25 protein-coding genes and 1 pseudogene are annotated in these 25,119 nt (G+C 70.3%); 14 read left to right on the top strand and 12 right to left on the bottom strand.

Features of this window, described 5'->3' with window-relative positions:
• Positions 1 to 82 precede the first annotated feature (82 nt).
• From ACIQPR_RS34845 to ACIQPR_RS34830, 4 genes are all read right to left on the bottom strand, one after another.
• Positions 83 to 1,534 carry an ATP-binding protein gene (locus tag ACIQPR_RS34845; RefSeq protein WP_403656638.1) on the bottom strand — a complete coding sequence of 484 codons (1,452 nt, stop codon included), beginning with the start codon at positions 1,532 to 1,534 and terminating at the stop codon, positions 83 to 85.
• On the bottom strand, positions 1,535 to 2,305 hold the full coding sequence (locus tag ACIQPR_RS34840) for a response regulator transcription factor (RefSeq protein ID WP_403656636.1): 771 nt from the start codon (positions 2,303 to 2,305) through the stop codon (positions 1,535 to 1,537).
• Positions 2,306 to 2,422: 117 nt separating this feature from the next.
• Positions 2,423 to 3,049, bottom strand: coding sequence for an FMN reductase (locus tag ACIQPR_RS34835; RefSeq protein WP_403656634.1), 627 nt, complete (start codon positions 3,047 to 3,049; stop codon positions 2,423 to 2,425).
• A complete protein-coding gene (locus ACIQPR_RS34830) occupies positions 3,046 to 4,137 on the bottom strand; it encodes an LLM class flavin-dependent oxidoreductase (protein ID WP_403656632.1) in 1,092 nt (363 codons plus the stop codon). Before ACIQPR_RS34830 ends, ACIQPR_RS34835 begins: the two co-directional genes overlap by 4 nt.
• A 104-nt stretch (positions 4,138 to 4,241) precedes the next feature.
• Here ACIQPR_RS34830 and ACIQPR_RS34825 point away from each other — a divergent pair, with 104 nt between their 5' ends.
• The 3 genes from ACIQPR_RS34825 (at position 4,242) to ACIQPR_RS34815 (ending at position 7,335) form a co-directional block, all read left to right on the top strand.
• The gene (locus ACIQPR_RS34825; protein ID WP_403656630.1) at positions 4,242 to 5,156 is read left to right on the top strand and encodes a DUF6597 domain-containing transcriptional factor; all 915 of its coding nucleotides are present in this window, start codon (positions 4,242 to 4,244) and stop codon (positions 5,154 to 5,156) included.
• A 197-nt stretch (positions 5,157 to 5,353) separates the two neighbouring features.
• Positions 5,354 to 6,646, top strand: a complete 1,293-nt coding sequence (locus ACIQPR_RS34820; protein WP_403656628.1) for a sensor histidine kinase — start codon at positions 5,354 to 5,356, stop codon at positions 6,644 to 6,646.
• Complete coding sequence (locus ACIQPR_RS34815) at positions 6,643 to 7,335, top strand: response regulator (protein WP_403656626.1); 693 nt, start codon at positions 6,643 to 6,645, stop codon at positions 7,333 to 7,335. Before ACIQPR_RS34820 ends, ACIQPR_RS34815 begins: the two co-directional genes overlap by 4 nt.
• Here the strand turns inward: ACIQPR_RS34815 and ACIQPR_RS34810 are convergent.
• Complete coding sequence (locus ACIQPR_RS34810) at positions 7,304 to 7,864, bottom strand: hypothetical protein (RefSeq protein ID WP_403656624.1); 561 nt, start codon at positions 7,862 to 7,864, stop codon at positions 7,304 to 7,306. The two genes, ACIQPR_RS34815 and ACIQPR_RS34810, sit on opposite strands and share 32 nt — an antisense overlap.
• Positions 7,865 to 8,070: 206 nt before the next feature.
• The gene (locus ACIQPR_RS34805) at positions 8,071 to 8,961 is read right to left on the bottom strand and encodes an NADP-dependent oxidoreductase (protein ID WP_403657323.1); all 891 of its coding nucleotides are present in this window, start codon (positions 8,959 to 8,961) and stop codon (positions 8,071 to 8,073) included.
• Between the two features lie 164 nt (positions 8,962 to 9,125).
• Here ACIQPR_RS34805 and ACIQPR_RS34800 point away from each other — a divergent pair, with 164 nt between their 5' ends.
• Positions 9,126 to 9,545 carry a winged helix-turn-helix transcriptional regulator gene (locus ACIQPR_RS34800; RefSeq protein ID WP_403656621.1) on the top strand — a complete coding sequence of 140 codons (420 nt, stop codon included), beginning with the start codon at positions 9,126 to 9,128 and terminating at the stop codon, positions 9,543 to 9,545.
• A gap of 49 nt (positions 9,546 to 9,594) precedes the next feature.
• Here the strand turns inward: ACIQPR_RS34800 and ACIQPR_RS34795 are convergent, their stop codons facing one another.
• Positions 9,595 to 10,101 carry a hypothetical protein gene (locus ACIQPR_RS34795; protein WP_403656619.1) on the bottom strand — a complete coding sequence of 169 codons (507 nt, stop codon included), beginning with the start codon at positions 10,099 to 10,101 and terminating at the stop codon, positions 9,595 to 9,597.
• Between the two features lie 175 nt (positions 10,102 to 10,276).
• Between ACIQPR_RS34795 and ACIQPR_RS34790 the strand changes: the two genes are divergently transcribed.
• The 3 genes from ACIQPR_RS34790 to ACIQPR_RS34780 all read left to right on the top strand — a co-directional run bounded on the left by ACIQPR_RS34790 (position 10,277) and on the right by ACIQPR_RS34780 (position 11,638).
• A complete protein-coding gene (locus tag ACIQPR_RS34790) occupies positions 10,277 to 10,612 on the top strand; it encodes a YnfA family protein (RefSeq protein WP_403656618.1) in 336 nt (111 codons plus the stop codon).
• Between the two features lie 73 nt (positions 10,613 to 10,685).
• Positions 10,686 to 11,462 (top strand): SDR family NAD(P)-dependent oxidoreductase, encoded by a 777-nt coding sequence (locus ACIQPR_RS34785; RefSeq protein WP_403656616.1) that lies wholly within the window; start codon positions 10,686 to 10,688, stop codon positions 11,460 to 11,462.
• Positions 11,462 to 11,638, top strand: coding sequence for a hypothetical protein (locus tag ACIQPR_RS34780; protein WP_403656614.1), 177 nt, complete (start codon positions 11,462 to 11,464; stop codon positions 11,636 to 11,638). The genes ACIQPR_RS34785 and ACIQPR_RS34780 overlap by 1 nt, the downstream gene beginning before the upstream one ends.
• Before the next feature lie 82 nt (positions 11,639 to 11,720).
• On the opposite strand, the gene ACIQPR_RS34775 is transcribed toward ACIQPR_RS34780, so the two are convergent.
• The gene (locus tag ACIQPR_RS34775) at positions 11,721 to 12,914 is read right to left on the bottom strand and encodes an RtcB family protein (RefSeq protein ID WP_403656612.1); all 1,194 of its coding nucleotides are present in this window, start codon (positions 12,912 to 12,914) and stop codon (positions 11,721 to 11,723) included.
• Between the two features lie 219 nt (positions 12,915 to 13,133).
• On the opposite strand from ACIQPR_RS34775, the gene ACIQPR_RS34770 reads away from it, so the two are divergent.
• From ACIQPR_RS34770 to ACIQPR_RS34760, 3 genes are all read left to right on the top strand, one after another.
• Complete coding sequence (locus tag ACIQPR_RS34770; protein WP_403656609.1) at positions 13,134 to 13,979, top strand: DUF3558 domain-containing protein; 846 nt, start codon at positions 13,134 to 13,136, stop codon at positions 13,977 to 13,979.
• Positions 13,980 to 14,112: 133 nt separating this feature from the next.
• On the top strand, positions 14,113 to 15,018 hold the full coding sequence (locus tag ACIQPR_RS34765) for a DUF3558 domain-containing protein (protein ID WP_403656608.1): 906 nt from the start codon (positions 14,113 to 14,115) through the stop codon (positions 15,016 to 15,018).
• A gap of 194 nt (positions 15,019 to 15,212) precedes the next feature.
• Positions 15,213 to 16,520, top strand: coding sequence for a DUF2637 domain-containing protein (locus ACIQPR_RS34760; RefSeq protein ID WP_403657320.1), 1,308 nt, complete (start codon positions 15,213 to 15,215; stop codon positions 16,518 to 16,520).
• A 65-nt stretch (positions 16,521 to 16,585) separates the two neighbouring features.
• Here the strand turns inward: ACIQPR_RS34760 and lysS are convergent, their stop codons facing one another.
• A complete protein-coding gene (gene lysS / locus ACIQPR_RS34755; RefSeq protein WP_403656605.1) occupies positions 16,586 to 18,328 on the bottom strand; it encodes a lysine--tRNA ligase in 1,743 nt (580 codons plus the stop codon).
• Positions 18,329 to 18,713: 385 nt separating this feature from the next.
• Between lysS and argS the strand changes: the two genes are divergently transcribed.
• Positions 18,714 to 20,480, top strand: coding sequence for an arginine--tRNA ligase (gene argS, locus ACIQPR_RS34750; protein ID WP_403656603.1), 1,767 nt, complete (start codon positions 18,714 to 18,716; stop codon positions 20,478 to 20,480).
• 122 nt (positions 20,481 to 20,602) lie between these two features.
• On the opposite strand, the gene ACIQPR_RS34745 is transcribed toward argS, so the two are convergent.
• Positions 20,603 to 21,040, bottom strand: a complete 438-nt coding sequence (locus tag ACIQPR_RS34745; RefSeq protein WP_403656600.1) for a peptidoglycan-binding protein — start codon at positions 21,038 to 21,040, stop codon at positions 20,603 to 20,605.
• Positions 21,041 to 21,347: 307 nt separating this feature from the next.
• On the opposite strand from ACIQPR_RS34745, the gene ACIQPR_RS34740 reads away from it, so the two are divergent.
• The 3 genes and pseudogenes from ACIQPR_RS34740 to ACIQPR_RS34730 form a co-directional block, all read left to right on the top strand.
• A complete protein-coding gene (locus ACIQPR_RS34740; RefSeq protein ID WP_403656597.1) occupies positions 21,348 to 22,163 on the top strand; it encodes a peptidoglycan-binding protein in 816 nt (271 codons plus the stop codon).
• The gene (locus ACIQPR_RS34735; protein WP_403656595.1) at positions 22,160 to 23,023 is read left to right on the top strand and encodes a helix-turn-helix domain-containing protein; all 864 of its coding nucleotides are present in this window, start codon (positions 22,160 to 22,162) and stop codon (positions 23,021 to 23,023) included. Before ACIQPR_RS34740 ends, ACIQPR_RS34735 begins: the two co-directional genes overlap by 4 nt.
• A gap of 365 nt (positions 23,024 to 23,388) precedes the next feature.
• Positions 23,389 to 23,553, top strand: a pseudogene (locus ACIQPR_RS34730) (DUF2690 domain-containing protein); the annotation flags it as partial.
• Positions 23,554 to 23,724: 171 nt separating this feature from the next.
• Here the strand turns inward: ACIQPR_RS34730 and ACIQPR_RS34725 are convergent.
• Both ACIQPR_RS34725 and ACIQPR_RS34720 read right to left on the bottom strand, forming a co-directional pair.
• Positions 23,725 to 24,099 carry a hypothetical protein gene (locus ACIQPR_RS34725; RefSeq protein ID WP_403657360.1) on the bottom strand — a complete coding sequence of 125 codons (375 nt, stop codon included), beginning with the start codon at positions 24,097 to 24,099 and terminating at the stop codon, positions 23,725 to 23,727.
• Between the two features lie 568 nt (positions 24,100 to 24,667).
• Positions 24,668 to 25,102, bottom strand: a complete 435-nt coding sequence (locus ACIQPR_RS34720; RefSeq protein ID WP_403656592.1) for a DUF4259 domain-containing protein — start codon at positions 25,100 to 25,102, stop codon at positions 24,668 to 24,670.
• Positions 25,103 to 25,119 lie beyond the last annotated feature (17 nt).

Here is a 25,119-nt window from a genome sequence, read left to right as displayed (position 1 = left end):
GTCGAGCCATCGCGCCCCCCTCCGGCACAGCACACGGCGACTCCGCCGTCTCCATCCGCCGGCCCCCTCGGCGTACAGCCCGTCAGCCCCGCCCCCGCGCCCCCAGCCCCGTGCGCGGTTCGACCACTCCGCCCACCGTGAAGCCGATCACCGCGCCGCCGCCCTCACGTCGTAGTGCGAAGGGGGAGCCGCCGTGGGCGAGGGCCACCTCGCGGACGATGGAGAGGCCGAGGCCCGAGCCGGGGAGGGAGCGGGCGTCGGCGGCGCGGTAGAAGCGGTCGAAGATGCGGAAGAGGTCGGTCTCGGAGACTCCGGGGCCCCGGTCGAGGACCTCGACGCGGACGGTGCCGGGCCGGGCGGGGCCGGAGACCGCGATCTCGATCGGGGTCTGGCCCGCGCGGTCGAACTTGGCCGCGTTCTCGACCAGGTTGGAGATCGCGCGCTGGAGCATGCCGGGGCGGCCGTCGGTCGTGGTGTCGCCGCTCGCGCGGACCGTGATGTCGCGGCCGGTACGGCGGCGGGCCAGCACCGCCACGTCCTCCGCGATGTCGGCGAGGTCCACCTGCTGAGGCGGCTCGGTGTCGGACTGGCCCGCCGCCAGGTCCACCAACTCGTTGACCAGGTCGGTGAGTTCGCGGGCCTCCTGCGAGAGGTCGGCGACCAGTTCCTCACGGGTGCCGGGCGGCAGTTCGTCCATGCGGCGGAGCAGGGAGATGTTCGTACGCAGGGAGGTCAGGGGGGTGCGGAGTTCGTGGCCCGCGTCCTGGACCAGTCGGCGCTGGTCCTCCTCCGACTGCGCGAGGCGGCCGAGCATCCGGTCGAAGGCGCGACCCAGGCGGCCCACCTCGTCGTAGCCGGTGACGGGGACCTGAACGCCGAGGCGGCGGGTGCGGGCCACGTCCTCGGCCGCCGCCGTGAGGATGATCAGGCGCCGGGTGATGCGCCGGGCCAGCCACCAGCCGCACAGCCCGGCCAGCACCACGACCGCCGCCATCAGCACGAACGTCCGCTGCTGCAAGGCCCGCAGCAGGTCCTCGGTGTCGCTGAACTCCTGCGCGACCTGCACCGCCCCCTGCCCGCGCCCCAGCGAGACGGTCGCGATGCGGTACACGTCCTCGGCGACGGCGACGTCCTTGTGCTCGACCGTCTTGCCGGCCACCTTCTCGCCCGCCACGGCCCGGTCGTCACCGGTGACGGGCAGCGCGGGGCTGCCGCTGTCGAGGACGCCGCCGGCCGGTCCGAGCACCTGCACGTCCGTACGGGCCGGCCGCACGATGTCGTGGCCGGGCGCCGAGGAGGAGAAGTCGTCGGGGGTCATCTGGTGCGTGCGCACCTCGTCCTGGAGATCCTGGACGACCTGGTCGAACACGGACTCCTGGTCGACCCGGACCAGCCGGGCCGCGGCGCCGTAGGAGAGCACGCCGACGAGGAGGGTGACGGCGGCGGTCACCGCCGCGAAGGACAGCACGAAGGTCGTACGGAGCGAGACGAGTCTCGGCCGCCGGGCGGCCACCAGCCGCCGCAGGCGGCCCACTCAGTCCTCCCGCAGCACGTAACCCACGCCACGCACCGTGTGGATCAGCTGCGGTGCGCCGGGCTCGTCGAGCTTGCGGCGCAGATAGCCGACGTAGACGGCGAGGTTCTTGGAGCCGGGGCCGAAGTCGTAGCCCCAGATGCGGTCGTAGATGGTGGAGTGGTCGAGGACGATGCCCGCGTTGCGGACCAGGAGTTCGAGGAGTTCGAACTCGGTGCGGGTCAGCTCCAGTTCACGCGTCCCGCGCCAGACGCGACGGGCCTGGAGGTCCATGCGCAGCCCGGCCGCCGAGATCTGCTTGTCGGAGGCGGCGAACGACGACGACGCATGCGGGTCCCCCTTGACCGCGTCGGCGGAGGTGCCGGAGGTCCCGGGCGGTCCCGGGACGCCGTTCGCCGGGACCGGGGTGGTGCGGCGGAGCAGGGCGCGCAGCCGGGCGAAGACCTCCTCCACGTCGAAGGGCTTCACCACGTAGTCGTCGGCGCCCGCGTCCAGGCCCGCGATGCGGTCGGCGGTCTCCACGAGGGCGGTGAGCATGAGGATCGGGGTGCGGTCGCCCTCGGCGCGCAGCACCCGGCAGACCTGGAGGCCGTCGATGCCGGGCATCATCACGTCGAGGAGCAGCACGTCCGGTGGGGTGCGGTGGGCCTGTGCGAGCGCCTCGACGCCGTCGGCGACCGCGGTCACCTGGTAGCCCTCCAGGGTCAGGGCCCGCTCCAGGGCATGACGGATGGCACGGTCGTCTTCGGCGAGCAGCACAGTCTGGGGCACGTCCCCCAGTGTGCCAAGGCCTCCGGCGGTAGGGCGGTGGGGGCAGGCCTACGATCACCCTTTTTACCTGGCTCTCACCGTGGTGGACGCAACCCGGGCCGACCTCCTACCGTCTTCTCACGGTCGGCTGCCCCGCCCTCCCGGGACCCCCGCGTCGGCCCCGGCGACCGACAGCGCGGCGAGCTGCTGCGCGAACGGCACGAGCGCCGGCTTCCTCTCCGGGCGGGCCGTGGACAGGCCCGTCATCAGCGCCCCCAGCTCCCCCGCCGCCCGTTCGATCCGCTCCGGCAGACCCTCCGCGCCCCAGTCCTCCGAGGCCGCGTAGACCCCGGTCGGGACGACGACGGCGCGCAGGTGGGCGAAGAGCGGGCGCAGCGCGTGTTCGAGGACGAGCGAGTGGCGGGCGCTGCCGCCCGTCGCGGCGATCAGCACCGGCTTCCCGGCCAGCGCGTCCTTGTCCAGGACGTCGAAGAAGGACTTGAACAGCCCGCTGTACGACGCCGAGAACACGGGGGTGACGACGATCAGGCCGTCCGCCTCCGTCACCGATTCCAGCGCGGCGGCGAGGGCCCGCCCGGGAAAGCCGTTGGTGAAGTTGTGCGCTATCTCCACCGCGAGCTCGCGCAGCTCCACGACCTCGATGTCGGCGGGGGTCCCGCGGTCCACCGCCGCCGCCAGCCGGTCGGCCAGCAGCCTGGTGGAGGAGGGGACACTCAGCCCCGCCGAGACGACCACGAGCCTCATGCGACGGTCACCTTCTCCGATGCGGCGGCGAGCAGCGACTGATGGGTCGGCGCGTCCGGCACGTCCGCCGGACGGTTCACCGCGAACTCCTTGCGCAGCACCGGTACGACCTCCTCGCCGAGCAGGTCGAGCTGCTCCAGGACGGTCTTCAGCGGCAGGCCCGCGTGGTCCAGCAGGAACAGCTGGCGCTGGTAGTCGCCGGCGTACTCCCTGAACGCGAGGGTCTTCTCGATGACCTCCTGCGGGGAGCCGACGGTCAGCGGTGTCTGGTCGGTGAAGTCCTCCAGGGAGGGCCCGTGGCCGTAGACCGGGGCGTTGTCGAAGTACGGGCGGAACTCGCGCACCGCGTCCTGGGAGTTGCGGCGCATGAAGACCTGCCCGCCGAGGCCGACGATGGCCTGTTCCGCGGTGCCGTGGCCGTAGTGCGCGTACCGCTCCCGGTACAGCTCGACCATGCGCTTGGTGTGGTCGGCCGGCCAGAAGATGTTGTTGTGGAAGAAGCCGTCGCCGTAGAAGGCCGCCTGTTCGGCGATCTCGGGGCTGCGGATCGAGCCGTGCCAGACGAACGGCGGTACGTCGTCCAGCGGTCGGGGTGTGGCGGTGAAGCCCTGGAGCGGGGAGCGGAACTTGCCCTCCCAGTTCACGACGTCCTCGCGCCACAGGCGGCGCAGCAGGGCGTAGTTCTCGATGGCGAGGTTGATGCCCTGGCGGATGTCCTGCCCGAACCAGGGGTAGACCGGGCCGGTGTTGCCGCGGCCCATCATCAGGTCGACCCGGCCGTCGGCCAGGTGCTGGAGCATCGCGAAGTCCTCGGCGATCTTCACCGGGTCGTTGGTGGTGATGAGGGTGGTGGAGGTGGAGAGGATCAGCTTCTCGGTCCGCGCGGCGATGTAGCCGAGCATCGTCGTCGGGGACGAGGGCACGAAGGGCGGGTTGTGGTGCTCGCCGGTCGCGAAGACGTCGAGTCCGACCTCCTCGGCCTTCAGCGCGATGGCGACCATGGCCTTGATGCGCTCACGCTCGGTCGGTGTCCGTCCGGTGGTCGGGTCCGGTGTGACGTCACCGACGCTGAAGATCCCGAACTGCATGGTCGTTCACCCTCCATGTTGTTGATTATTCAACTATACCCTCCAACGGCCACCCCCGCCCACATATTCCGACCACTGTCAGTGCCTCGCCCTACGATCCCCTCATGGCCGCCCCACGCCACAGCGCCACCGGAGAACCCGACGGGACACGAGAGGACCGGACACGGGAGGACGAGGCACGGGAGGACGAGACACGGGACGAAGACACGCAGGTGGACGGCACGCGGGCGGACGACACCCGGGGAATCGTCGACCCCGCCGAACTCCTCACCCGCGTCCGCTTCCGCCGCCCCGAACCGGCCCCGCCCCTGCGCCCCTACGTCGAGCACTACTGGCTGATCGACTGGGACCTCACCGAGCCCTACGTCTCCCACGTCGTCCCGCACCCAGCCGTGCACATCGTCTTCCAGCGACTGGCCGGCGAGGACGCCTTCGTCGAGATCGCGGGCATCCCGCACGGCCTCTTCGCCCAGAAACTGGAGGGGCGCGGGCGGGTCTGCGGGATCAAGTTCCGGCCCGGTGCCTTCCGGACCGTCGTCCCCGAGCGGCCCGTGTCGCAGTGGACGGGCGCGCGGGTACGGCAGCCCGAGGTGTTCCCGGACACCGACCCCGCCACCGTCCTCGACCCGGCCGACGACCGTGCCCGTGTCGCCGCCCTCGACACCTTCCTGCTCGCTCTCGACCCGCGCCCGGACCCGCAGGCCGAACTGGCGACGGCCCTCGTCGACCGCATCCGCACCGACCGCACGATCCGCCGCGTCACCGACTTCGCCCGCACCGAGGGCCTGTCCGTACGACTGCTGCAACGCCTCTTCGCCGCGTACGTCGGCGTCGGCCCCAAGTGGGTCATCCTGCGCTACCGCATCCACGAGGCCCTGGAACGCGCGGGCACCGGGACCCCCGTGGACTGGGCGGGCCTCGCCGCCGACCTGGGCTACGCCGACCAGGCCCACCTGGTCCGCGACTTCACGACGACGGTCGGGGTGTCACCGACTGCTTATGCGCAGGGCGTGCACTGACCTCGCCTCCTCTTGTCCGGTCGACCGGCAGGGCACCGCGCCGGTCGCCAACCCCGTTACGGGGAACGGCGGTTGGACTCTCGTACCACCTCTCCCGCGCCGGTCGGGCCCGGTGACGGTCGCTGACCGCCCCGACCGACGCCCCCGCGCGCTGGTAGCTTTCGCTCCGGCCGAACGGTGATGGGAAGAGAGCCGCAGTGACCCGAACTCAGGCCCTGAACCGGTGGTTCACGGCGGACAACAACCCTGTCCAGGTCTTCGGCACCGTCGTCGCCGTCACCGTGGGCGCTTTGGTCGTACGGCCGGTGGGCGGGTCCGGTACCGGGCTCGCGGTGCTGTGTCTGCTCGTCCTGGAGTCGCTGCTGCTGTGCACGCGGCTCATTCCCGAGGGCCGGTTCCCGCCCCGTGTGCAGTTCGCGGTGCTGTGCGTCTGGGCGGTCGGGGCGGCGGCGCTGTTGAGCCTGGAGACCTCGGGGGCGTCGGCGCTGTTCGCCTATTTCGCGACCGGCCACGCCGGTTACCGTCTCGACTCCCGCCGCGCGCTGCCCTTCGCGGCGGCCACCAGCGCCCTGAGCGCGGGTGCGCTGCTCGCGCCGTGGGGCGGCCACCACACCTCGTGGATCGTGGGCGCCTTCAGCGGTGTCAGCGTGCTGGTCGGTATCTCCAACCGCGCCCACACCGACGCCTTGCGCGCCGCGCGGGCCGCCGCCGAGCAGGCCGAGCGGGCCGCGCAGGCCGTGGCGCGGGCGGAGGCGCTGGCCGAGCGGGCCCGGATCGCCCGGGACGTGCACGACGTACTGGCCCACTCGCTGGCCGGGGTGAACATGCAACTGGAGGTCACCGACGCCCTGTTGGAGTCCGGCGACATCGACCGGGCCCGGCAGGCGGCCCAGCGGGCGCAGAGCCTGGTCCGCTCGGGGCTGACCGAGGTGCAACGCACGGTCAGGGACCTGCGTGAGGACGCGCTGCCGCTGGTGGAGACGCTGCGGTCGCTGCTCGCGTCCACGTCCGACGCCGGTACGCTGACCGTCGACGGGCCGCCGCGCGAACTGCCCGTCCGCCTGGCCCAGGTGATCGTGCGCTGCGCCCAGGAGGCGCTGACCAACGCGCACAAGTACGCGCCCGGCGCCTCGGTACGTATGCGGCTGGAGTACCCGGAGAGCGGGGGGAGCGCGGGGAGCGGGGGGACTTCGGAGCCCGCGGAGAATGCGGGGCCTGCGGGGCCTGCGGGGATTGCGGAGAGGGCGGCGGGCGCGGCGAGTTCGGAGAGTGCGGCGGGTGCCGGACCGCAGGCCGGGACGGTCGTCTTCGAGGTGGTGAACTCCGCGCCGCCCGCCGGCTCACGGCCCTTGGCCGGTGCGGGAGGCGGGATGGGGCTGGTCGGGATGCGCGAGCGGCTCGACCTGGTGGGCGGCACGGTCACGGCCGGGCCGATCGTGGACGGTGACGACGCTGGAGGCTGGCAGGTGCGCGTGGTGATCCCGGGATGAGCGAGCAGCGGCAGGGCGAACACCCGCCTGTGGTCAGGGTGGTCGTGGCCGACGACCAGACCGCGGTGCGCGAGGCGCTGGCGACCGTACTGGATCTCCAGTCCGGTGTGGAGGTCGTGGCGACGGCCAAGGACGGCGGGGAGGCCGTGCGCGCGGCCGAGGAGCACACGCCCGACGTGGTCCTGATGGACCTCAACATGCCCCGGGTGGACGGGGTGGAGGCCACCCGGCTGATCGGCGAACGCCTCCCCGGGGTCGCCGTGGTGGTGCTCACGACCTTCGCCGACGAGGAGTACATCCTCGCCGCGCTCGGTGCCGGTGCCCGCGGCTACCTGACCAAGGAGTCGGGCCGGGAGGACATCACCCGCGCGGTGCGGGCGGCGGCGGCCGGGCAGTCGGTGCTCGACCCCGCCGTACGGGACCGGCTCGTCGCCGCCGCCGCGCGGGGCGGGGTCCCCGTCGAGCGGCCGGGCAGCGGACTCGCCCCGGACCTCACCCCCCGGGAGGTGGAGGTCCTCACGCTGATCGGCGAGGGGCTCACCAACCGGGGCATCGCCGAGCGGCTGGTGGTGAGCGAGGCCACCGTGAAGACCCATATCAACAACCTCTTCTCCAAGGCTCATCTGCGGGACCGGGCGCATGCCGTGAAGTACGCGTTCATCCACGGACTGGTGAAGACTCCCGGGTGAGGGGCTGGACCTGGGCGGCGGCGGCCGGCGCCAGGAGGCGTACGCGGGCCAGCAGCAGGAACACCCGGGTGAGGACCATGGCCAGCGCCATGATCACGAAGAACGGCGCGACCGCGTCCTCGGCTATGTGGTGCTCCACCATGAACGTGCCGAGGTGGTCGCGGAACCAGGTGTTGTGCTCGGCGAGACAGATGAAGGCGACGCGCAGGGCGACCACCGCGGTCCAGATCGCCACGAAGCCCGCGCCGCACCGGGTGTGGACCTTGCCCGAGGCCGGGTCGCGCTCCACGCCGGTGGCGAGGGTGGCGACGGCGCCGCAGGCGAGCCCGATCGCGGCGCCCACGAGATAGACCACGATGTCGACGTGCTGGCTGGGCATGCCCTTCAGATACGCGTAGCCGACCGCGGACACCGTGCCGATCGGCAGCAGCACCTTGTGCAGGTCGTACTTCCGGCGCCCGTACTGCGTCAGCATCATCACCGCGAAGATGCCCCCGCTGATCGCCAGCGCCTGCTCCATGTCCGTCATGCCGTCCCACTCCTCGGTCTCCGGCGGTCGTCCCGCCCCACGTCCTCGTGAGATCGACTCTCCCGCCGAAGCCGAAAAACCTCCCGGACCCACGGGTGGATTTCCGGGTGGAGACCCAGGGTGGAGCTTTCCCCTACGGGCGACTCAGGGGCGGGACCGTAGGGGGCGCCGACGCCACCGGATGCCCAAGCGACCGACCGAATCCCCTACGGCACCAGCACCAACCGCCCCCGTACCCCGCCCTCCGCGAGTCGTGCGTGTGCCGTCGCCGCGTCCGCCAAGGGGTACGTGCCGGCCACCCGCAGGGTCAGTACGTCCTTCTCCACCAGGGCGACCAGTTCGGTGAGCCGGGTACCGTCCGCGGTCACCTCGACCGCCCCGGTCCGCACCCCGCGTTCCGGGGCCGGCGCGGCCTGCGGGATCACACCGGTGAACGCGCCTCCGTCCCGCACCCACGTCAGTGCCCGCGCGCCGAGGACCGCCGCGTCCAGGACCGCGTCGACACTCGCCGCCGCCACCCCCTCGCTCGTGAACTCGGCCGCGCCCAGGGCCCGTACGAACTCCTCGTCGGCGGGACGGGCGAGGGCGGTCACCGATATCCCCCGCTGCGCGGCGAGTTGGACGGCGAAGCCGCCCACCGCCCCCGCCGCGCCCGTCACCAGCAGGGCCTGACCCGGCGTCAACTCCAGTAGGTCCAGGGCCTGTACGGCGGTCAGCGCGTTCAGCGGCAGGGTGGCCGCGTGTGCCGCGTCGACGCCCGCCGGGGCCTTCGCGACCGCGTCGGCGTCCACCACGACGTACTCGGCGTGGGTGCCCAGCGGCCGGCCCATCCCGTGGTGCAGGGCGATCACCTCGTCGCCCACCCGCCACGCGCCGGTGGCACCGACCGCGTCCACCGTCCCGGCCACGTCCCAGCCGAGTCCGAGCTGCTTGCCCGCGCCCCCGAAGGCGCCCGCGCGCACTCCGGCGTCGACCGGATTGAGCGAGGCCGCCGCGACCTTGATCCGCACCTGCTGTGCGCCCGGCTCGGGAATTTCCGTCTCCACGACCCGAACCGCCTCGGGCCCGCCGAACGTCGTCACCACTACAGCACGCATGGCAGATACAGCACGCATGGCAGACAACTCCTCGTCACAGGGTTCTCGCCGGGGTTCCCCCGGCGCCGACAACCCTAGGAAGAGCTACTATCCATCGGGAAGTAGTTACCTGTAGGTGCGTATCTACCCCCGGAGTACCAGGAAACGAGCGGAGGCCACGGCCCATGGCGACCATGACAGCGGCCCAGCGGCGCGAACAGGCACGCATCGAGTACGACGCCTTCATCCGCAGCTGCCCCACCAACCAGCTGCTGGACCGCATCAGCGACAAGTGGGTCAGCCTGGTCGTCGCCGCCCTGGCCGCCGGCCCGATGCGCTACAGCGACCTCGCCCGCAAGATCGCCGGTGTCAGCCCCAAGATGCTGACGCAGACGCTCCGTTCACTGGAACGCGACGGCATCCTCTCCCGCACGGTCACCCCGTCCGTACCGGTCCGCGTCGACTACGAACTCACCCCGCTCGGCGCCAGCCTCAGCATGCTGCTGCTCGCCGTGAAGGACTGGGCGGAGACCCACATCGAGGAGGTCCACGAGGCGCGCGGGCGCTACGACGGGGACGACAGGGACCACGGAAGGCCCTCCTAGGGGGCGCGCCCCCTCAGCCGTCCCCCCTCAGCCGTTCCTCCGCCAGTGGTCAGAAGTAGTAGGTGTCGCCGGTGTCGAGGACGAGCACCCTTTGCTGGTCGTTGGCCCGGTTGCCGTCCACCGCGCCGCCGCCCCAGACCGTGTCCAGTTCCAGCAGCACCTCGGAGGACGCGTCCCGCAGCCGTACCCGCAGTTCGATTCCCTCGCCCACCCCGTCCGCCGCCAGCGCTCCCGTCCGGCACACCACCGCCCGCTCCCCCGACCGGGCACACCCCTCCGGCAGCGTCTGCCGGTCCGCGAGCGGCTTCGACCAGCGCAGTCGTACGGTCGCGTCGGGGACGGCGGAGGGGCCGTGGTTGCGCGGGGTGAACCGCACGTCGACCCGGCCGGCGGTCATCGCGACCGAGCCGTGGTAGGAGAGGTCGGCCTCCGGAGCGGGCACACCTGGGGCCGCGCCCATCACCGCGAACGCGGCACCCGCGACGACACCGCCCCGCAGTACCCGCGGAACCGTTAGTACCCGCAGTACCCGCAGTACCCGTACGACTGCCCGCATGCCATCCACTCCTCTGTCCATCTGTCCATCTGTCCATCTGTCCATCTGTGCTCTGCGCGCCCGTGCGCCGCCGGCCGGGTCGTACGGATGTATCCCACGCGCGGCCCCGGACAGGCGCCGTCCATCAGGTGACACCCGCGTGGGCGGGTGGCGCCCGTGTGATGGGGTGGCGGTCATGCTCGTACTTCGTTCCGCGGCCCTCTTCGTCGTCGCCGCCGTCTTCGAGATCGGTGGCGCCTGGCTGGTCTGGCAGGGGGTGCGTGAACACCGCGGCTGGCTGTGGGTGGTCGGCGGGGTCATGGCCCTCGGGGCGTACGGCTTCGTCGCCACCTTCCAGCCGGACGCGCACTTCGGCCGCATCCTCGCCGCGTACGGCGGGATCTTCGTCGCCGGGTCACTGGCCTGGGGCGCGGTCGCGGACGGGTACCGGCCCGACCGCTGGGACCTCGCCGGCGCGCTGATCTGCCTGGCGGGGATGGCCGTGATCATGTGGGCGCCACGCGGCAACTGAGCGCCCGCCGGGCCCGCCTATCCTGGACGGAGTCGTACGCACGAACCAGCAGGTCCCTCCCGAGGAGCAGCCCATGGCCACCGCCGCACCGTCCGCCGCCTCCCGTATCGCGGTCGTCACCGGGGCGAGCGGCGGCATCGGCGCCGCCACGGCCCGCCGGCTCGCCGAGGCCGGGTACCGGGTCGTGCTCACCGCGCGCCGCAAGGACCGCATCGAGGCGCTGGCCGAGGAGATCAACAAGGCGGGCCACAAGGCGACGGCGTACGCGCTCGACGTCACCGACCGGAGCGCGGTCGACGAGTTCGCGACCGCCTTCAGGACGATCGGCGTGCTGGTCAACAACGCGGGCGGGGCGCTCGGCGCGGACCCGGTCGCGACGGGTGACCCCGCCGACTGGCGCACGATGTACGAGACGAACGTCCTCGGCACGCTGAACGTCACGCAGGCCCTGCTGCCCGCCCTCACCGCGAGCGGCGACGGCACGGTCGTGGTCGTCTCCTCGACGGCGGGCCACGGCACGTACGAGGGCGGCGCGGGCTATGTCGCCGCCAAGCACGGCGCCCATGTACTCGCCGAGACGCTGCGGCTGGAGATCGTCGGCACTCCGGTGCGGGTGATCGAGGTCGCGCCCGGCATGGTGAAGACGGACGAGTTCGCGCTGACCCGGTTCGGCGGGGACGCGGAGAAGGCGGCGAAGGTCTACGAGGGCGTCGCGGAGCCGCTCACGGCGGACGACGTGGCCGACACGATCTCGTGGGCGGTCACCCGTCCCAGCCACGTCAACATCGACCTGCTCGTCGTCCGCCCGCGCGCCCAGGCCTCGAACACGAAGGTCCACCGGGAGGTCTGATGCCCGACCGAGAGGGCGCCCCCGACAACTCCCAAGAGGCCCTGGACAAGCGCAGGTTGGCCGAGGAGACCAGAAACGAACGCAAAGTCTGGTATTTCCTCGGCTACTTCCTCTTCGGCATCCACATCGTCGCGTTCGTGATGATCTACGCGGTGACGCACGCACCGAACAAGTAGCGCCGACTCCTCACCCCGAGTCGGTGTGGTCGACCAACTCGTTCAGGACGGCCGAGGCCCCGGTCGGCCGGGGCCTCGGCCGTCAGCCCTTCACGCAGACGACCTGCTTCAGCTTCGCCACGACCGCCACGAGGTCCCGCTGCTGATCGATGACCTGCTCGATCGGCTTGTAGGCGCCCGGGATCTCGTCCACGACACCGGAGTCCTTGCGGCACTCCACGCCCCGCGTCTGCTCCTCCAGATCCCGCACGGTGAAGTGCCGCTTCGCCGCGTTGCGGCTCATGCGCCGACCCGCGCCGTGCGAGGCCGAGTTGAAGGCCTTCTCGTTGCCGAGGCCCTTCACGATGTACGAACCCGTGCCCATGGAACCCGGGATGATCCCGTACTCGCCGGAGCCGGCCCGGATCGCGCCCTTGCGGGTGACGAGCAGGTCCATGCCCTCATAGCGCTCTTCGGCGACGTAGTTGTGGTGGCAACTGATCTCCGGCTCGAAGGTCGGCTTCGCCTTCTTGAACTCCTTGCGGACCACGTCCTTCAGGAGCGCCATCATGATGGTGCGGTTGTACTTCGCGTACTCCTGCGCCCAGAACAGGTCGTTGCGGTAGGCCGCCATCTGCGGGGTGTCCGCGATGAAGACGGCGAGGTCGCGGTCGACCAGGCCCTGGTTGTGCGGGAGTTTCTGCGCCGTGCCGATGTGGTGCTCGGCCAGTTCCTTGCCGATGTTGCGGGATCCGGAGTGCAGCATGAGCCACACGGCGCCCTGCTCGTCCACGCAGACCTCGGTGAAGTGGTTGCCCCCGCCGAGCGTCCCCATCTGCTTAGCCGCCCGGTCCTCCCGGAACCTCACCGCGTCCGCGACCCCCGCGAACCGCCCCCAGAAGTCGTCCCATCCCGCCGTCGCGAACCCGTGCAGCCGCCCGGGCTCGACCGGGCTGTCGTGCATGCCCCGTCCCACCGGGATCGCCTGCTCGATCTTCGAGCGCAGGCGGGACAGGTCGCCGGGGAGGTCGTTGGCGGTGAGGGAGGTCTTGACCGCGGACATTCCGCAGCCGATGTCGACACCGACCGCGGCCGGGCAGACCGCGCCCCGCATCGCGATGACCGAGCCGACCGTCGCGCCCTTGCCGTAGTGGACGTCCGGCATGACGGCGAGGCCCTTGATCCAGGGGAGGCCGGCCACGTTGCGCAGTTGCTGGAGTGCGCCCTCCTCGACCGACGCCGGGTCGGCCCACATACGGATCGGGACCTTCGCCCCGGGTATCTCCACGTACGACATTTCGTCCTCATTCCCCCGAAATCAAGCAGAAGTCTAAAATCGCAAAACCGGCGCCAAGGTCAACGAATGGGACACCGGACCGGCGTTCACGGCTGTGCGTGCGATACACATTGTCTCCAGGGGGTCCCCCGGTGCGGCAAGCGATTAACCAGCGGGGACACTGGCAGGACCCTTGATCATCGCGCAGCACCCCTGATCGTCGTCGAGAGGAGCCCTACCGTGCAGCGGAAGGCATACGTACCCGGCGCCGCCGCGCTCCTCGTGGCGCTGCTGGCCGGTTGCACGAGCGGCTCGGGCAACGGCGGCACGACGGACGACGCGAACCCGGGCGACGCCGGTACGGCGACGGCGGCGGCCCAGCCGGGCAAGTACCGCACGCTCCCGGAGCCCTGCGGAGCCGTCAGCCAGAGCACGTTGGACTCGCTGCTGCCCGGCATCAAGCAGATCACGGACGCGGAGCAGCGCGAGGCCGCCTACGCGGGCGAGGCGACGCTGACGTACGACACGGACCGCAAGGTGGGCTGCCGTTGGAAGGTGGAGTCCACGGACGCGACCGACCATCTGCTGGTCGACTTCGAGCGGGTGGTGTCCTACGACAACGCCGTGAGCGACGACAGCCAGGCGAAGACGCTCTTCGCGACGAAGGAGACGGCGGCGGACCTGCCGGAGCCGGCCGCGAGCACGACGACCGCGTCGGACTCGACGACTCCCTCGGCCTCGGCCTCCGCCACCTCGTCGGCGTCCTCGTCGTCCTCGGCCTCGGCGTCCTCCTCGGCATCGACCTCGACCTCGGCCTCCCCCTCCGACTCCACCACCCCGTCCGCCCTCCAGCCCCGCACCCTCTCCGATCTCGGTGACGAGGCGTTCCTCGACGACGCGTTGAGCAGCTCCGGTTCGACGGCCAAGCAGCGGACGGTGACTGTGGTGTTTCGCACGTCCAACGTCATTGTGACCGTCGAGTACGAGGAGCAGCCGGCGACGGTCGGGGTGGTCCCGGACAGCCAGAAGATGCAGGACAGGGCGCGGAAACTGGCCGCGCAGCTGGCCGACTCGCTCAACGGTTAGGGGCTCGGGGGGCCGCCCGCGAGGGTCCGCGCAAAGCCTGTGAACGGAGACCGCACAGCTGACTCACCGCGTACCGTGGCCCCTCGGACCCGATCCGACGGCAGGAACCACGAGCGTCATGAGTGAAGGAACCATGCATCAACCAGCACAGCGTGACCGGCAGGACCACCAGCGAGCGAAGCGTCTCCACCGCGTCCTTGTCTGCGCGGCGGCGGTCCCGGTGATGGTGATCGCGGCCGGCTGCTCCTCGGACTCCGGCTCCGGCGGCAGCGCGGGCAAGGACACCACGGGCGTCGGCGCGACGACTTCCGCCGACGCGACGGCCGCTCCGACGGTGCAGGCGGCGGCGTACAAGAAGTTGCCGGAGCCGTGCGCGGTGCTGTCGAAGAAGACGTTGACCGATCTGGTCCCGGAGGGGGCCAAGTCGGGCAAGGAGGGTTCGTCCACGGACACCGCGTCGCGGGGCAGTTGCTCCTGGACCAGCCTGGACAACAACGGGGTCAAGGGTTCGCAGTTCCGCTGGCTGAACGTGTCGTTGCTGCGGTTCGACTCCTCGCAGACGCAGGGCGAGGGCGACAAGCTGGCGGAGGCGTACTACACGAAGCAGGTGCAGGAGGCGCAGTCGGTCACCGGCGCGAAGAACACCAAGTCGGCGCCGGTCTCGGGGGCGGGCGACCAGGCCACAGCGGTGCGCTACGACCTGAAGAAGAAGGAAGGCGCCTTCAAGCAGCAGACGGTGGTGGCGCGGGTCGAGAACGTGGTCGTCACGATCGACTACAACGGCGCGGGTCTGGCGGGCGACAAGACGCCGGACGCGGACACGTTGACGAAGGCGGCGGAGAAGGCCGTGCGGGAGGCGGTGGCGGCGGTCTCGTCGGCCAACGGCAGTGGCGGGGGCGGCGGCGACGCCGGCACGCCCTCCGCGTCCGCGTCGAAGTCCGCCTCGAAGTCCCCTTCCAAGTCCGCGTCCCCGTCCGCCTCACCGTCCAAGTCGGCGGCGAAGGCCTCCCCTTCGGCCTCCGCCGACAAGAAGAGCTGACCGTCACATCCAGGACGTTTTTCGGCTTCAACTCGCAGGTCAGCCAAGCCCTTTGACGGAGCCCGGCGCCTCCTCGGCACCGGGCTCCCGGCAGACCGGCGCCCGGGACGCCGCACACATGTGCCACCCTGTTCCGCGCAACACCATGCAAGGGGAGGGGAGTACGGGTGTCCGCGCCCATTCAGCTCACACGTATGCACCGGGTGCTCATCGGCGTGGTCGTCTCCGGTGCGATGGTCATCGCCGGTATCGGCTTCGCCGGTTCGTACGCCGCCGTACGCGAACTCGCCCTGAAGAAGGGCTTCGGTAACTTCGCCTACGTCTTCCCGATCGGTATCGACGCGGGCATCTGCGTGCTGCTCGCCCTGGACCTGCTCCTGACCTGGATCAGGATCCCCTTCCCGCTGCTGCGCCAGACGGCGTGGCTGCTCACCGTCGCGACGATCGCGTTCAACGGCGCGGCGGCCTGGCCCGACCCGCTCGGTGTCGGTATGCACGCGGTGATCCCGATCCTGTTCGTGGTCTCGGTGGAGGCGGCCCGGCACGCGATCGGCCGGATCGCCGACATCACGGCCGACAAGCACATGGAGGGCGTGCGCCTGACCCGCTGGCTGCTCTCGCCCGTGCCGACGTTCCTGCTCTGGCGCCGGATGAAGCTGTGGGAGCTGCGCTCCTACGAGCAGGTCATCAAGCTGGAGCAGGATCGTCTCGTCTACCAGGCGCGCCTCCACTCCCGCTTCGGCCGCGCCTGGCGCCGCAAGGCCCCGGTGGAGTCCCTGATGCCACTGCGCCTGGCGCGCTACGGCGTCCCGCTCGCGGAGACGGCCCCCTCGGGCCTGGCGGCGGCGGGCATCGAGCCCGTACTCCTGCCCCCGGCCCCGCAGTTGGAGCCGGCCCGGGAGCCGGAGCCACAGCAGGCACCGGTCCGCGAGCAGTTGCCTCCGGTGGCCGACGAGCGCCCCGGGCCCCAGCCGCAACAGCAGACACAGGCGCAGGCACAGGCTCAGTGGGCACAGCAGCAGCAGGAGTACGCCGAGTTGCAGAGCCAGTGGCTCCAGGCGCGCGACCCGCAGTCCGTCGAGTACCAGGGCGGCTACGACCCGACGTACGACCCGGACGCCGCCTACCAGGAGTGGTACGCGGAGCAGCAGCAGGCGGAGCAGTTCCAGCAGTACGAGGAAGAACAGCAGCAGTTCGCGCAACAGCAGCAGCAACAGCCGGAGCCCGAGCCCTCTCCGGAGGACACCGGTACCTTCCCGATCCCGGCGGGTCCGGGCCGTACCCGTGAGCTGGGCGCGGGCGGCGGCACGGAGCCGACCGAGGAGGACTACTACCAGGTCTTCAAGAAGTCGATAGACGGCAGTTACCCGACGTCGGGCCAGTTCCGGGGCAACGTCGAGGACACGTACGGCATCAAGCTCCCGCAGCGCGAGGCCGACCGGCTGGTCAACAGCTTCACGAACCGTCACACGGAGGAACTCCAGGAGTACCACAGCGCCTGAGTCGATCCTCTACGACGATGGGGGCGCCCGGTGTTCACCGGGCGCCCCCATCGTCGTGGAACGGCTTACTCGCCGAGCAGGCTCCGCACCCGCTCCTGCCCCACCGCCAGCAGCAGCGTGGGCAGGCGCGGGCCGGTGTCGCGGCTGACGAGCAGGTGGTAGAGGAGGGCGAAGAAGGTCCGCTGGGCGGTCTTGATCTCCGGCGGGAGTTCCTTCGCGGTCGCGTCGGCGGAGAAGCCGGCCTGGACCTTCGGGACGCCGTAGACGAGGTGGCTCAGGCCGTCCAGGGACCAGTGGTCGGCGAGTCCGTCGGTGAGCAGGCGCAGGGACTGCCGGGCGGGCTCGTCGAGGGACTTGAGGAGGTCGATGTCGGGTTCGTCGCGCACGATGGTCCGCTGGTCGGCGGGGACGTGCGTGTTGATCCAGGCCTCGGCCTTGTCGAGCCGGGGGCGGACCTCGTCGAGGGTGGACAGGGGGTCGGCGGGGTCGAGTTCGCCGAGGATGCGCAGGGTCTGGTCCTCGGCCCCGGCGGTGATGTCGGCGACGGACGCGAGGGTCCGGTACGGCAACGGGCGGGGCGTGCGCGGGAGTTCACCGGCGGCGGTGCGGACGGCGCGGGAGTGCGCGGCGAGGTCGGCGGGCAGCGCGGAGCCGTCCTCGACCTTGGCGTCGAGCTTGTCCCACTCGTCGTAGAGGCGCTGGATCTCCTGGTCGAAGGCGATCTTGAAGGACTGGTTGGGGCGGCGGCGGGCGTAGAGCCAGCGCAGGAGCTGCGGTTCCATGATCTGGAGCGCGTCGGCCGGGGTGGGGACCCCGCCCTTGCTGCTGGACATCTTGGCCATGCCGCTGATGCCGACGAAGGCGTACATGGGGCCGATGGGCCGCTCGCCTCCGAAGATCCCGACGATCTGGCCGCCGACCTGGAACGAGGACCCCGGGGACGAGTGGTCGACACCGCTGGGCTCGAAGATGACGCCCTCGTAGGCCCACCGCATGGGCCAGTCGACCTTCCAGACCAGCTTGCCGCGGTTGAACTCGCTGAGCAGGACGGTCTCGGTGAAGGCGTCCTCGGTGCAGACGTAGGTCAGCTCGGTGGTGTCGTCGTCGTAGGCGGTGACGGTGGTGAGGTCCTTGCCGCAGCTGCCGCAGAAGGGCTTGTACGGGAAGTACCCGGCGGAGCCGGAGCTGCCGTCGTCCTCCTCCGCCGCGCCGGAGCCGGCCTCGGCCTCCAGCTCGGCGGCGTCGACGGCCTTCTGCTGCTGCTTCTTCGGCGGGGCCTTCTTGGTGCGGTACTGCTCAAGGATCGCGTCGATGTCACCGCGGTGCTTCATGGCGTGCAGGATCTGCTCGCGGTACACGCCGGAGGTGTACTGGGCGGTCTGGCTGATCCCGTCGAACTCCACGCCGAGCTCGGCGAGCGAGGCGACCATCGCGGCCTTGAAGTGCTCGGCCCAGTTGGGGTGCGCCGACCCGGCGGGCGCCGGTACGGAGGTCAGCGGCTTGCCGATGTGCTCGGCCCAGCTGCTGTCGATCCCCTCCACGCCGTTGGGCACCTTGCGGTAGCGGTCGTAGTCGTCCCAGGAGATGAGGTGCCGGACCTCGTGCCCGCGCCGGCGGATCTCGTCGGCGACGAGATGCGGGGTCATCACCTCGCGCAGATTGCCCAGGTGGATGGGCCCCGACGGGGACAGCCCGGACGCGACGACAACCGGTTTGCCCGGGGCCCGACGCTCCGACTCCTCGATGACCTCATCCGCGAAACGGGAGACCCAGTCGGTGGTCTCGGTGCTCTGAGCCACGATCGGCACGTCCTTCTTTCAGACACGGGGCAGCCGGTACGGTCGCACGACTGACCCCACCATTGTCCCAGCCAAGCCCACATCCACGAAAACGGCTTTTCCAAGGCCATGACCCTGAGAATCAGAAACACGGGACCTGAGCCCGGAATGGCGGCGCAGCCGCCTTCAAGGGGCGCGGGGAACTGCGCGACCAGCCCCCACCGGCCCGCAGCCGACGAACCCCGAGCCCCGGACGGCGGCGCAGCCGCCTCTCAGGGGCGCGGGCAGTATCCACATCCGGCTCCGCCGCGGAGCGCGCCCAGCCCCCACCGGCCTGCGGGCAAAAAAACCGCTTCACCCCCCGTGGGATACTGACCGTGTCTACCAAACCCACAAGGAGAACGGCTCCCACCCCATGACCTCGGTCACGTCGCTCACGGATCTCGTCCATCAGCGCCTCTCGGACGCCCTCGCTTCCGCCCTCCCGGAAGCCGACGGAGTCGACCCGTTGCTGCGCCGAAGCGACCGCGCCGACTTCCAGGCGAACGGCATCCTCGCCCTCGCCAAGAAGGCCAAGGCCAACCCCCGTGACCTGGCGACGCAGGTCGTCTCGCGCATCACCACGGGTGACGTGATCAAGGACGTCGAGGTCTCCGGCCCCGGCTTCCTGAACATCACCGTCGGCGACCGGGCGATCACCGAGAACCTGGCCGCGCGCTACGCCGACCCGGCCCGCCTCGGCGTGCCCCTGGCCCCGCACCCCGGCACGACCGTCATCGACTACGCGCAGCCCAACGTCGCGAAGGAGATGCACGTCGGCCACCTCCGTTCCGCGGTGATCGGCGACGCCCTGGTCCAACTCCTGGAGTTCACCGGCGAGTCGGTGGTCCGGCGGCACCACATCGGCGACTGGGGAACGCAGTTCGGCATGCTGATCCAGTATCTGGACGAGCACCCGGGCGAGTTGGACCACGGCGGTGCCCAGGTCACCGGCGAGGAGGCGATGTCGAACCTCGACCGGCTCTACAAGGCGGCCCGTCAACTCTTCGACTCCGACGAGGAGTTCAAGACGCGGGCGCGGCGCCGGGTGGTCGATCTCCAGGCGGGCGAGCCGAAGACGCTGGCCGCGTGGCAGAAGTTCGTGGACGAGTCGAAGATCTACTTCTTCTCCGTCTTCGAGAAGCTGGACATGGAGATCCGGGACCCGGACATCGTCGGCGAGTCGGGCTACAACGACATGCTGGACGAGACGTGCCGGCTGCTTGAGGAGTCCGGGGTCGCGGAGGTGTCGGACGGCGCGCTGTGCGTGTTCTTCGACGACATCAAGGGCCCGGACGGCAACCGGACCCCGCTGATCGTCCGCAAGTCGGACGGCGGTTACGGCTACGCGGCCACCGACCTGTCGGCGATCCGGGACCGTGTCTTCAACCTCAAGGCGACGAGCCTGCTGTACGTGGTCGACGTCCGCCAGGCCCTGCACTTCAAGATGGTCTTCGAGACCGCGCGCCGGGCCGGCTGGCTGAACGACGACGTGTCGGCGTTCCAGCTGGCCTTCGGCACGATCCTCGGCAAGGACGGCAAGCCGTTCAAGACGCGTGCGGGTGTCTCGGTGAAGCTGGAGGACCTGCTCGACGAGGCGGTGCAGCGGGCGACCGCGGTCGTCCGGGAGAAGGCCGAGAAGGTGGGCCTGACCGAGGAGGAGATCGTCGAGAACGGGCGGTACGTCGGGATCGGCGCGGTGAAGTACGCCGACCTGTCGACGTCGGCGGTGCGGGACTACAAGTTCGACCTGGACCAGATGGTGTCGCTGAGCGGTGACACCTCGGTGTACCTCCAGTACGCGTACGCCCGTATCCAGTCGATCCTGCGCAAGTCGGACGGCGCCCGCCCGCTGGCCCACCCGGAGCTCGAACTGACCGGGGCGGAGCGGGCGTTGGGCCTGCACCTGGACCAGTTCAGCGAGGTGGTGGCGGACGCGGCGAAGGAGTACGCCCCGCACAAGCTGACGGCGTACCTGTACCAACTGGCGTCGCTGCTCACGACGTTCTACGACCAGTGCCCGGTCCTGAAGGCGGACACCCCGGAGCAGAAGGAGAACCGCCTGCTCCTGGTGGACCTCACGGCCCGGACCCTGCACCGGGGCATGGCGCTGCTGGGCATCAGGACGCCCGAGAAGCTGTAGCCGTCCCGCGCACACGGGACCGTGGCCCGTCCTCTCCCCCGAGAGGACGGGCCACGGTTGTCAACACGGCGTTTTTCAGCCGCCGTTGATCTCAGCAGCCGTCGCCTCGGCCGCCGTTGATCTCAGATGCCGTTGGCGAAGGTCTTGAACGCGGCGCGCGTGCCGCTGCCCGCGTCGCCGTCGATGGCGCCGGTGTAGCCCCAGCCCTGGAGCAGCCGCTGAAGGGCCTTGATGGTGTTGACGCCCGGGTCGCCGTCGATCGCGCCGGTGTAGCCCCAGTAGGTCGACAGGTTGCGCTGGAAGGCCTTCCAGCTGTTCGGGCCGAGCTGGCCGTCGATGGTGTCGGTGTAGCCCCAGTATGTCTTCAGCCAGGTCTGCACCTTCTTCGCCTCGGCGGTGCTGAGGCCGAAGTTCTCCACCGCCTGGATCGAGACGGAGGAGGCCTGTACGGAGGCGGCCGGCGCGGCGAAGCTGGGGGCGGCGAACGCGACACCTCCCGCCGCGATACCGGCGACGGCGGTGAGGCTGACGAGCGTCCTGGCCACGACATTCGGTCGCATGGGTTCCTCTTTCGGGTTGTCGGTCGTCGTTCGTCGTTCGTCGTGCTGGAACGAGATTGCGGGCCGCGCCCGACCGTCCGCCACGGACCGCGCCGAAGTGACGTCCACGCGGGACGACACCACCGCTGACCTGCGGGTACGTCGACGGCGGGGACGGTGGGACGGGACGCTCGGCGGGCCGTTGTGGACCTTGGCCGATTCCGTCCGCACAGCAGAACCGAATAGGCGTGCGATCAGTGGTCGGTGATGCAGAATGCGACGCGGCCGGACCGCTGACCCCGGTCCCCGATCGCGAAGTGGGGGGCGCATGTCGCGCTGGAAGCCGTTGCCTGCGGAACTGGACCCGCGGGTCCGGCAGTTGGTGGTGCGGCTGCGTCGACTGAAGGACCACAGTGGCCTGAACGTGCGGCAGTTGGCGGCCCGCACCGAGTACAGCCCGAAGTCCTGGGAGCGCTATTTCGGCGCCCGCGCGCTGCCGCCCGTACCGGCCGTGGCCGCGCTGGCCAGGGTCTGCGGCGAGGACCCGACCCGGCTGCTGGCGCTGCGCGAGGTGGCCGCGGAGGCCTGGCCGACGGCCGTACCGGACGCGGACCCGGACACAGGCCCGGACGCGGACGCGAACCCGGAGCAGGAGCCGGAGCCGGACACCGAGCCCGACATCGTGCTGTCGAAGCGGCCCCCGCTCTCTCCGGAACGGCGGGTGCTGCGCATCGCGCTGGTGGCCGGTTCGGTGACGCTGGTGCTGGTGGTGGTGTCGGCGGTGCTGGTGACCGTACGGCTGATGGACGGCCGCGACGCCGGTACGGGACGGTCGTCGACGGCGCCGCTCGCCACGCCCGCGTCGGCCTCGCCGTCGCCGTACTCCTGCCGGGTGGAGCGGGTCGGCGGGCACTGGTACGCGGGCAACAGCCGTACCCAGCAGGAGAATCTGGCCGTGGGCAGCAACGGCCCGGACGTGGCCGAGGCGCAGTGTCTGCTGCGGCGGGCGGGGATCTCGCCGGGCGGTATCGACGGGATGTTCGGGCCGTTGACGGAGCACGCGGTGAAGCAGTTCCAGGAGCGGGCCGGGCTGGACGCGGACGGCATGGTCGGGCCGCACACCTGGAAGGCGCTGCGGGCATGAACCAACTGGCTGCCGCGCTGCGGGAGTTGCGGACCACGACCGGGCTGAGCATGGCGGCGCTCGCGGCGAAGACGCCGTACAGCAAGTCGTCGTGGGAGAGATATCTCAACGGCCGTACGCTGCCGCCCCGCGAGGCGGTGGAGGAACTGTGCCGACTGGCCGGCGAACCGGCGGGCCGCTGCCTGGCCCTGTGGGAACTCGCGGAGTCGGAGGCGAGCGGACGGGCGGTACCGGTACCAGTACCGGTGGCGCCCAAGGCCGCCGCTGCCTCACCCGCCCCGTCCACCCTTTCCACCCCATCCACCCCATCCGTTCCGCCTGCCCCTTCCGACCCCTCCGTCCCCGAGCAGCGGGGTGTCGTCGCGCTGGCCGTGCTCGCCTCTGTGTGCGCGGTGGCCGTGAGTGCCGTGGTGCTCGCGCTGCTGCTGCTTCCGGGGTCCTCCGGGTCCACTCCGCTGTCGCCGACCGCCGTGCGGAGCACGGCCACGGCGGCGTCCGGGCCGGGGTGCCGGGGCGCGGGGTGCGAGGGGCGGAGTCCGCTGGCGATGCGGTGTGCGGCTCGGCCGGACACCGTCGCCCGGCACGAGACGGCCTCCGGGGCGTGGGTGGAGCTGCGGCACAGCAAGGTGTGCGGGACGTCGTGGGCCCGGATGTGGGGCGGCCGGATCGGCGACCGGATCGAGCTGGTGGTGCCGGGCCGGGCGGGTTCCGGGCACGCGGCCGAGGTGGGCAACGCGGTGGAGGCGGACACGTACTCGTACACGATGATGGCGGTGACCGTGCCGGGGACCGTGGTGCGGGCCTGTTTCCAGCCCGTGGGGGGCGAGAAGAGGGAGTGCTTCGAGGGGCGTGTGGCTTGAGCCCGAGGCCATCGTCCAAGTGCACATACGGCAGGCGTCAGTTATCGGCGTCAGGCAGATCGCCCGAGCAGTCGGCCATCGCGCCTCAGCCGCAGACGCAGACGCAGACGCAGACGCAGACGGGAGTCCTCGGCACTGTCGAGGCTGTTCTCACTCCGGGTGCGAGACGAACTCCTGGAACAGGAAAGGGGTCTCGTCGGGTGAGCCTGGATCGCACGAGGCCCGAATGACTTCGCCGCCGGACGAGCCTCTTCGTCGCCGGTGCGCCGCTTGGGCATCAACCGGCGCCATCCGAGCCAGCCACCGGCAACGTCACCGGACCGCGCTGTCGCGACGCGACCTGCGAGGGCAGGAGCCCGGTGACCATGCACTGCGGCGCCCAGCCGGACACCCTGCGCACGTACCAGACGGCCACCGGGGCCTATGTGCAGCTACGGCACAGCGGCGAGTGCTGGACGAGCTGGGCGCGGATGTGGGGCGGGTGGATCGGCGACCGCATCGAGATGGATGTGAGCGGCCGGGCGGACACGGTCCGCAGTGCGCGGGTCCGCACCTCGAAGGAGGCGAACACGTACATCTGCACGGTGATGACCATGACCCGCCCCCGGCACCGTGATCCGCTCCTGCTTCCGCCCTGTGACGGGCGGCAGGCAGGAATGCTTCGACGGGCGCGTGAAGTCGCTGTCCAGAGTCTCCAGGTCCTACTGCCAGCGCTGATTACGACTGGTCGGAAACGGGCCGAACAGGCCGCCATACTCACCGATGTCATCAATGAAAGCGAAATCTGGGCTCAGGTTCTTCACGGCCGTATGAAGGCGGGCCACCAATACCGTCGGAGCTTCGAGGGACAGACCAAGCGACTCGGCAACCCGTGCTTGCTCAGCGGCCAGCGCCGGACGATCTAACATCATGTCGCGACAGAGAAAATCCGTCGCCGATTCCATGAAGCCCAGGTACCCACCCGCAGAATATTTCGGGGAGTCCCTCCAGCAAGGAAAGCCAACGACCAGCACGAGTGCCTCACGCAAGTCGGTCGCGATAATGCCGGCATCGCCTTCCGAGCTCGCGTGCAGCACAGGGCGGGGAGACCCTGCGTCGCCACACAGATTGTACGGCCATAGCAGAGCGCAGGCATACCGCCCGCAGTCAGACCGACTTCGGCGACGCAGGAGGCCCCTAGGAACCACAGTTTTCGGAGGGAGTCCCGGAGGCGATTGCGATACAGGCATGGCAGTCATGAGCACCGCAAGACTCATTCACCATGTCCCGAACACCTGGCGCATCGATATCGCCACCCACCAGCGCCACTCCCTCCTTTCTGCTCGGACCTGTCCCCGATGTCAATGTCAGGTCATATTTTTGCCCTAGCTCTGCATTATGAACAAGCGCCAGCACGCTACCGGCCAGCACATAGCACGCATTTGACGCGGCTTCCTCTACCTGCCTTTTCACTGGTCAGGCACTGTTTACTGGTCCGATCGACGCGCGCGGGAGTCCGTGGTTGCAGGGGGCTGCTGGCGTCGCTACTGCCGTCACCCCGCGCAGAAGCCCCGCCAGAACGCGCCAGGCGGGGCTTCATTCTCACTCTTGAAAACGCGATCTCTTAACTGAATTACGGCGAGATCACGGCACTAGAATGCAGCATTACCAGAGCCCTTCCGGTGAATCCTCCTGCTCGCCGGAAAGGATTCTACCGAGTCGCCGCAAATTGCCGTTCCAGTGCTCCCCCTCCGGCTCACCACTCCAGTCATCGCTCAAGTCATTATCGCCATCGAGCAGGCGATTGACGGCTCTAACTGCCAGTGTCACAAAATCTGATGACACAGGGGGAATGCTCTGCATTGGACCACACACCGCGGATTGAAACTGTTCCCCGTCAGGAAAACCGCGAGCAACGACCGCAGCGGCCGCGATAGCGACTTCCGCACGACCGGCGTCTACATGTCCATCACTCGCAGCCACAGCAGACAAAGCAGCCCACAGCAGCCCGAGGCGCTCCGACTCGTGCGCCTCGTCGAGATCGCCAGAAAAATCAGCAGCCGTGTCATTCTCGAACGGCTTGTAGCCCCACTTACCCATCTACCTAATCCCGTTCC

This window comes from Streptomyces sp. NPDC091280 (assembly GCF_044768565.1).
Classification (GTDB): Bacteria; Actinomycetota; Actinomycetes; order Streptomycetales; family Streptomycetaceae; genus Streptomyces.
The sequence above is the reverse complement of the archived record's forward strand: the minus strand, read 5'-3'. Positions and strand labels throughout refer to the sequence as shown.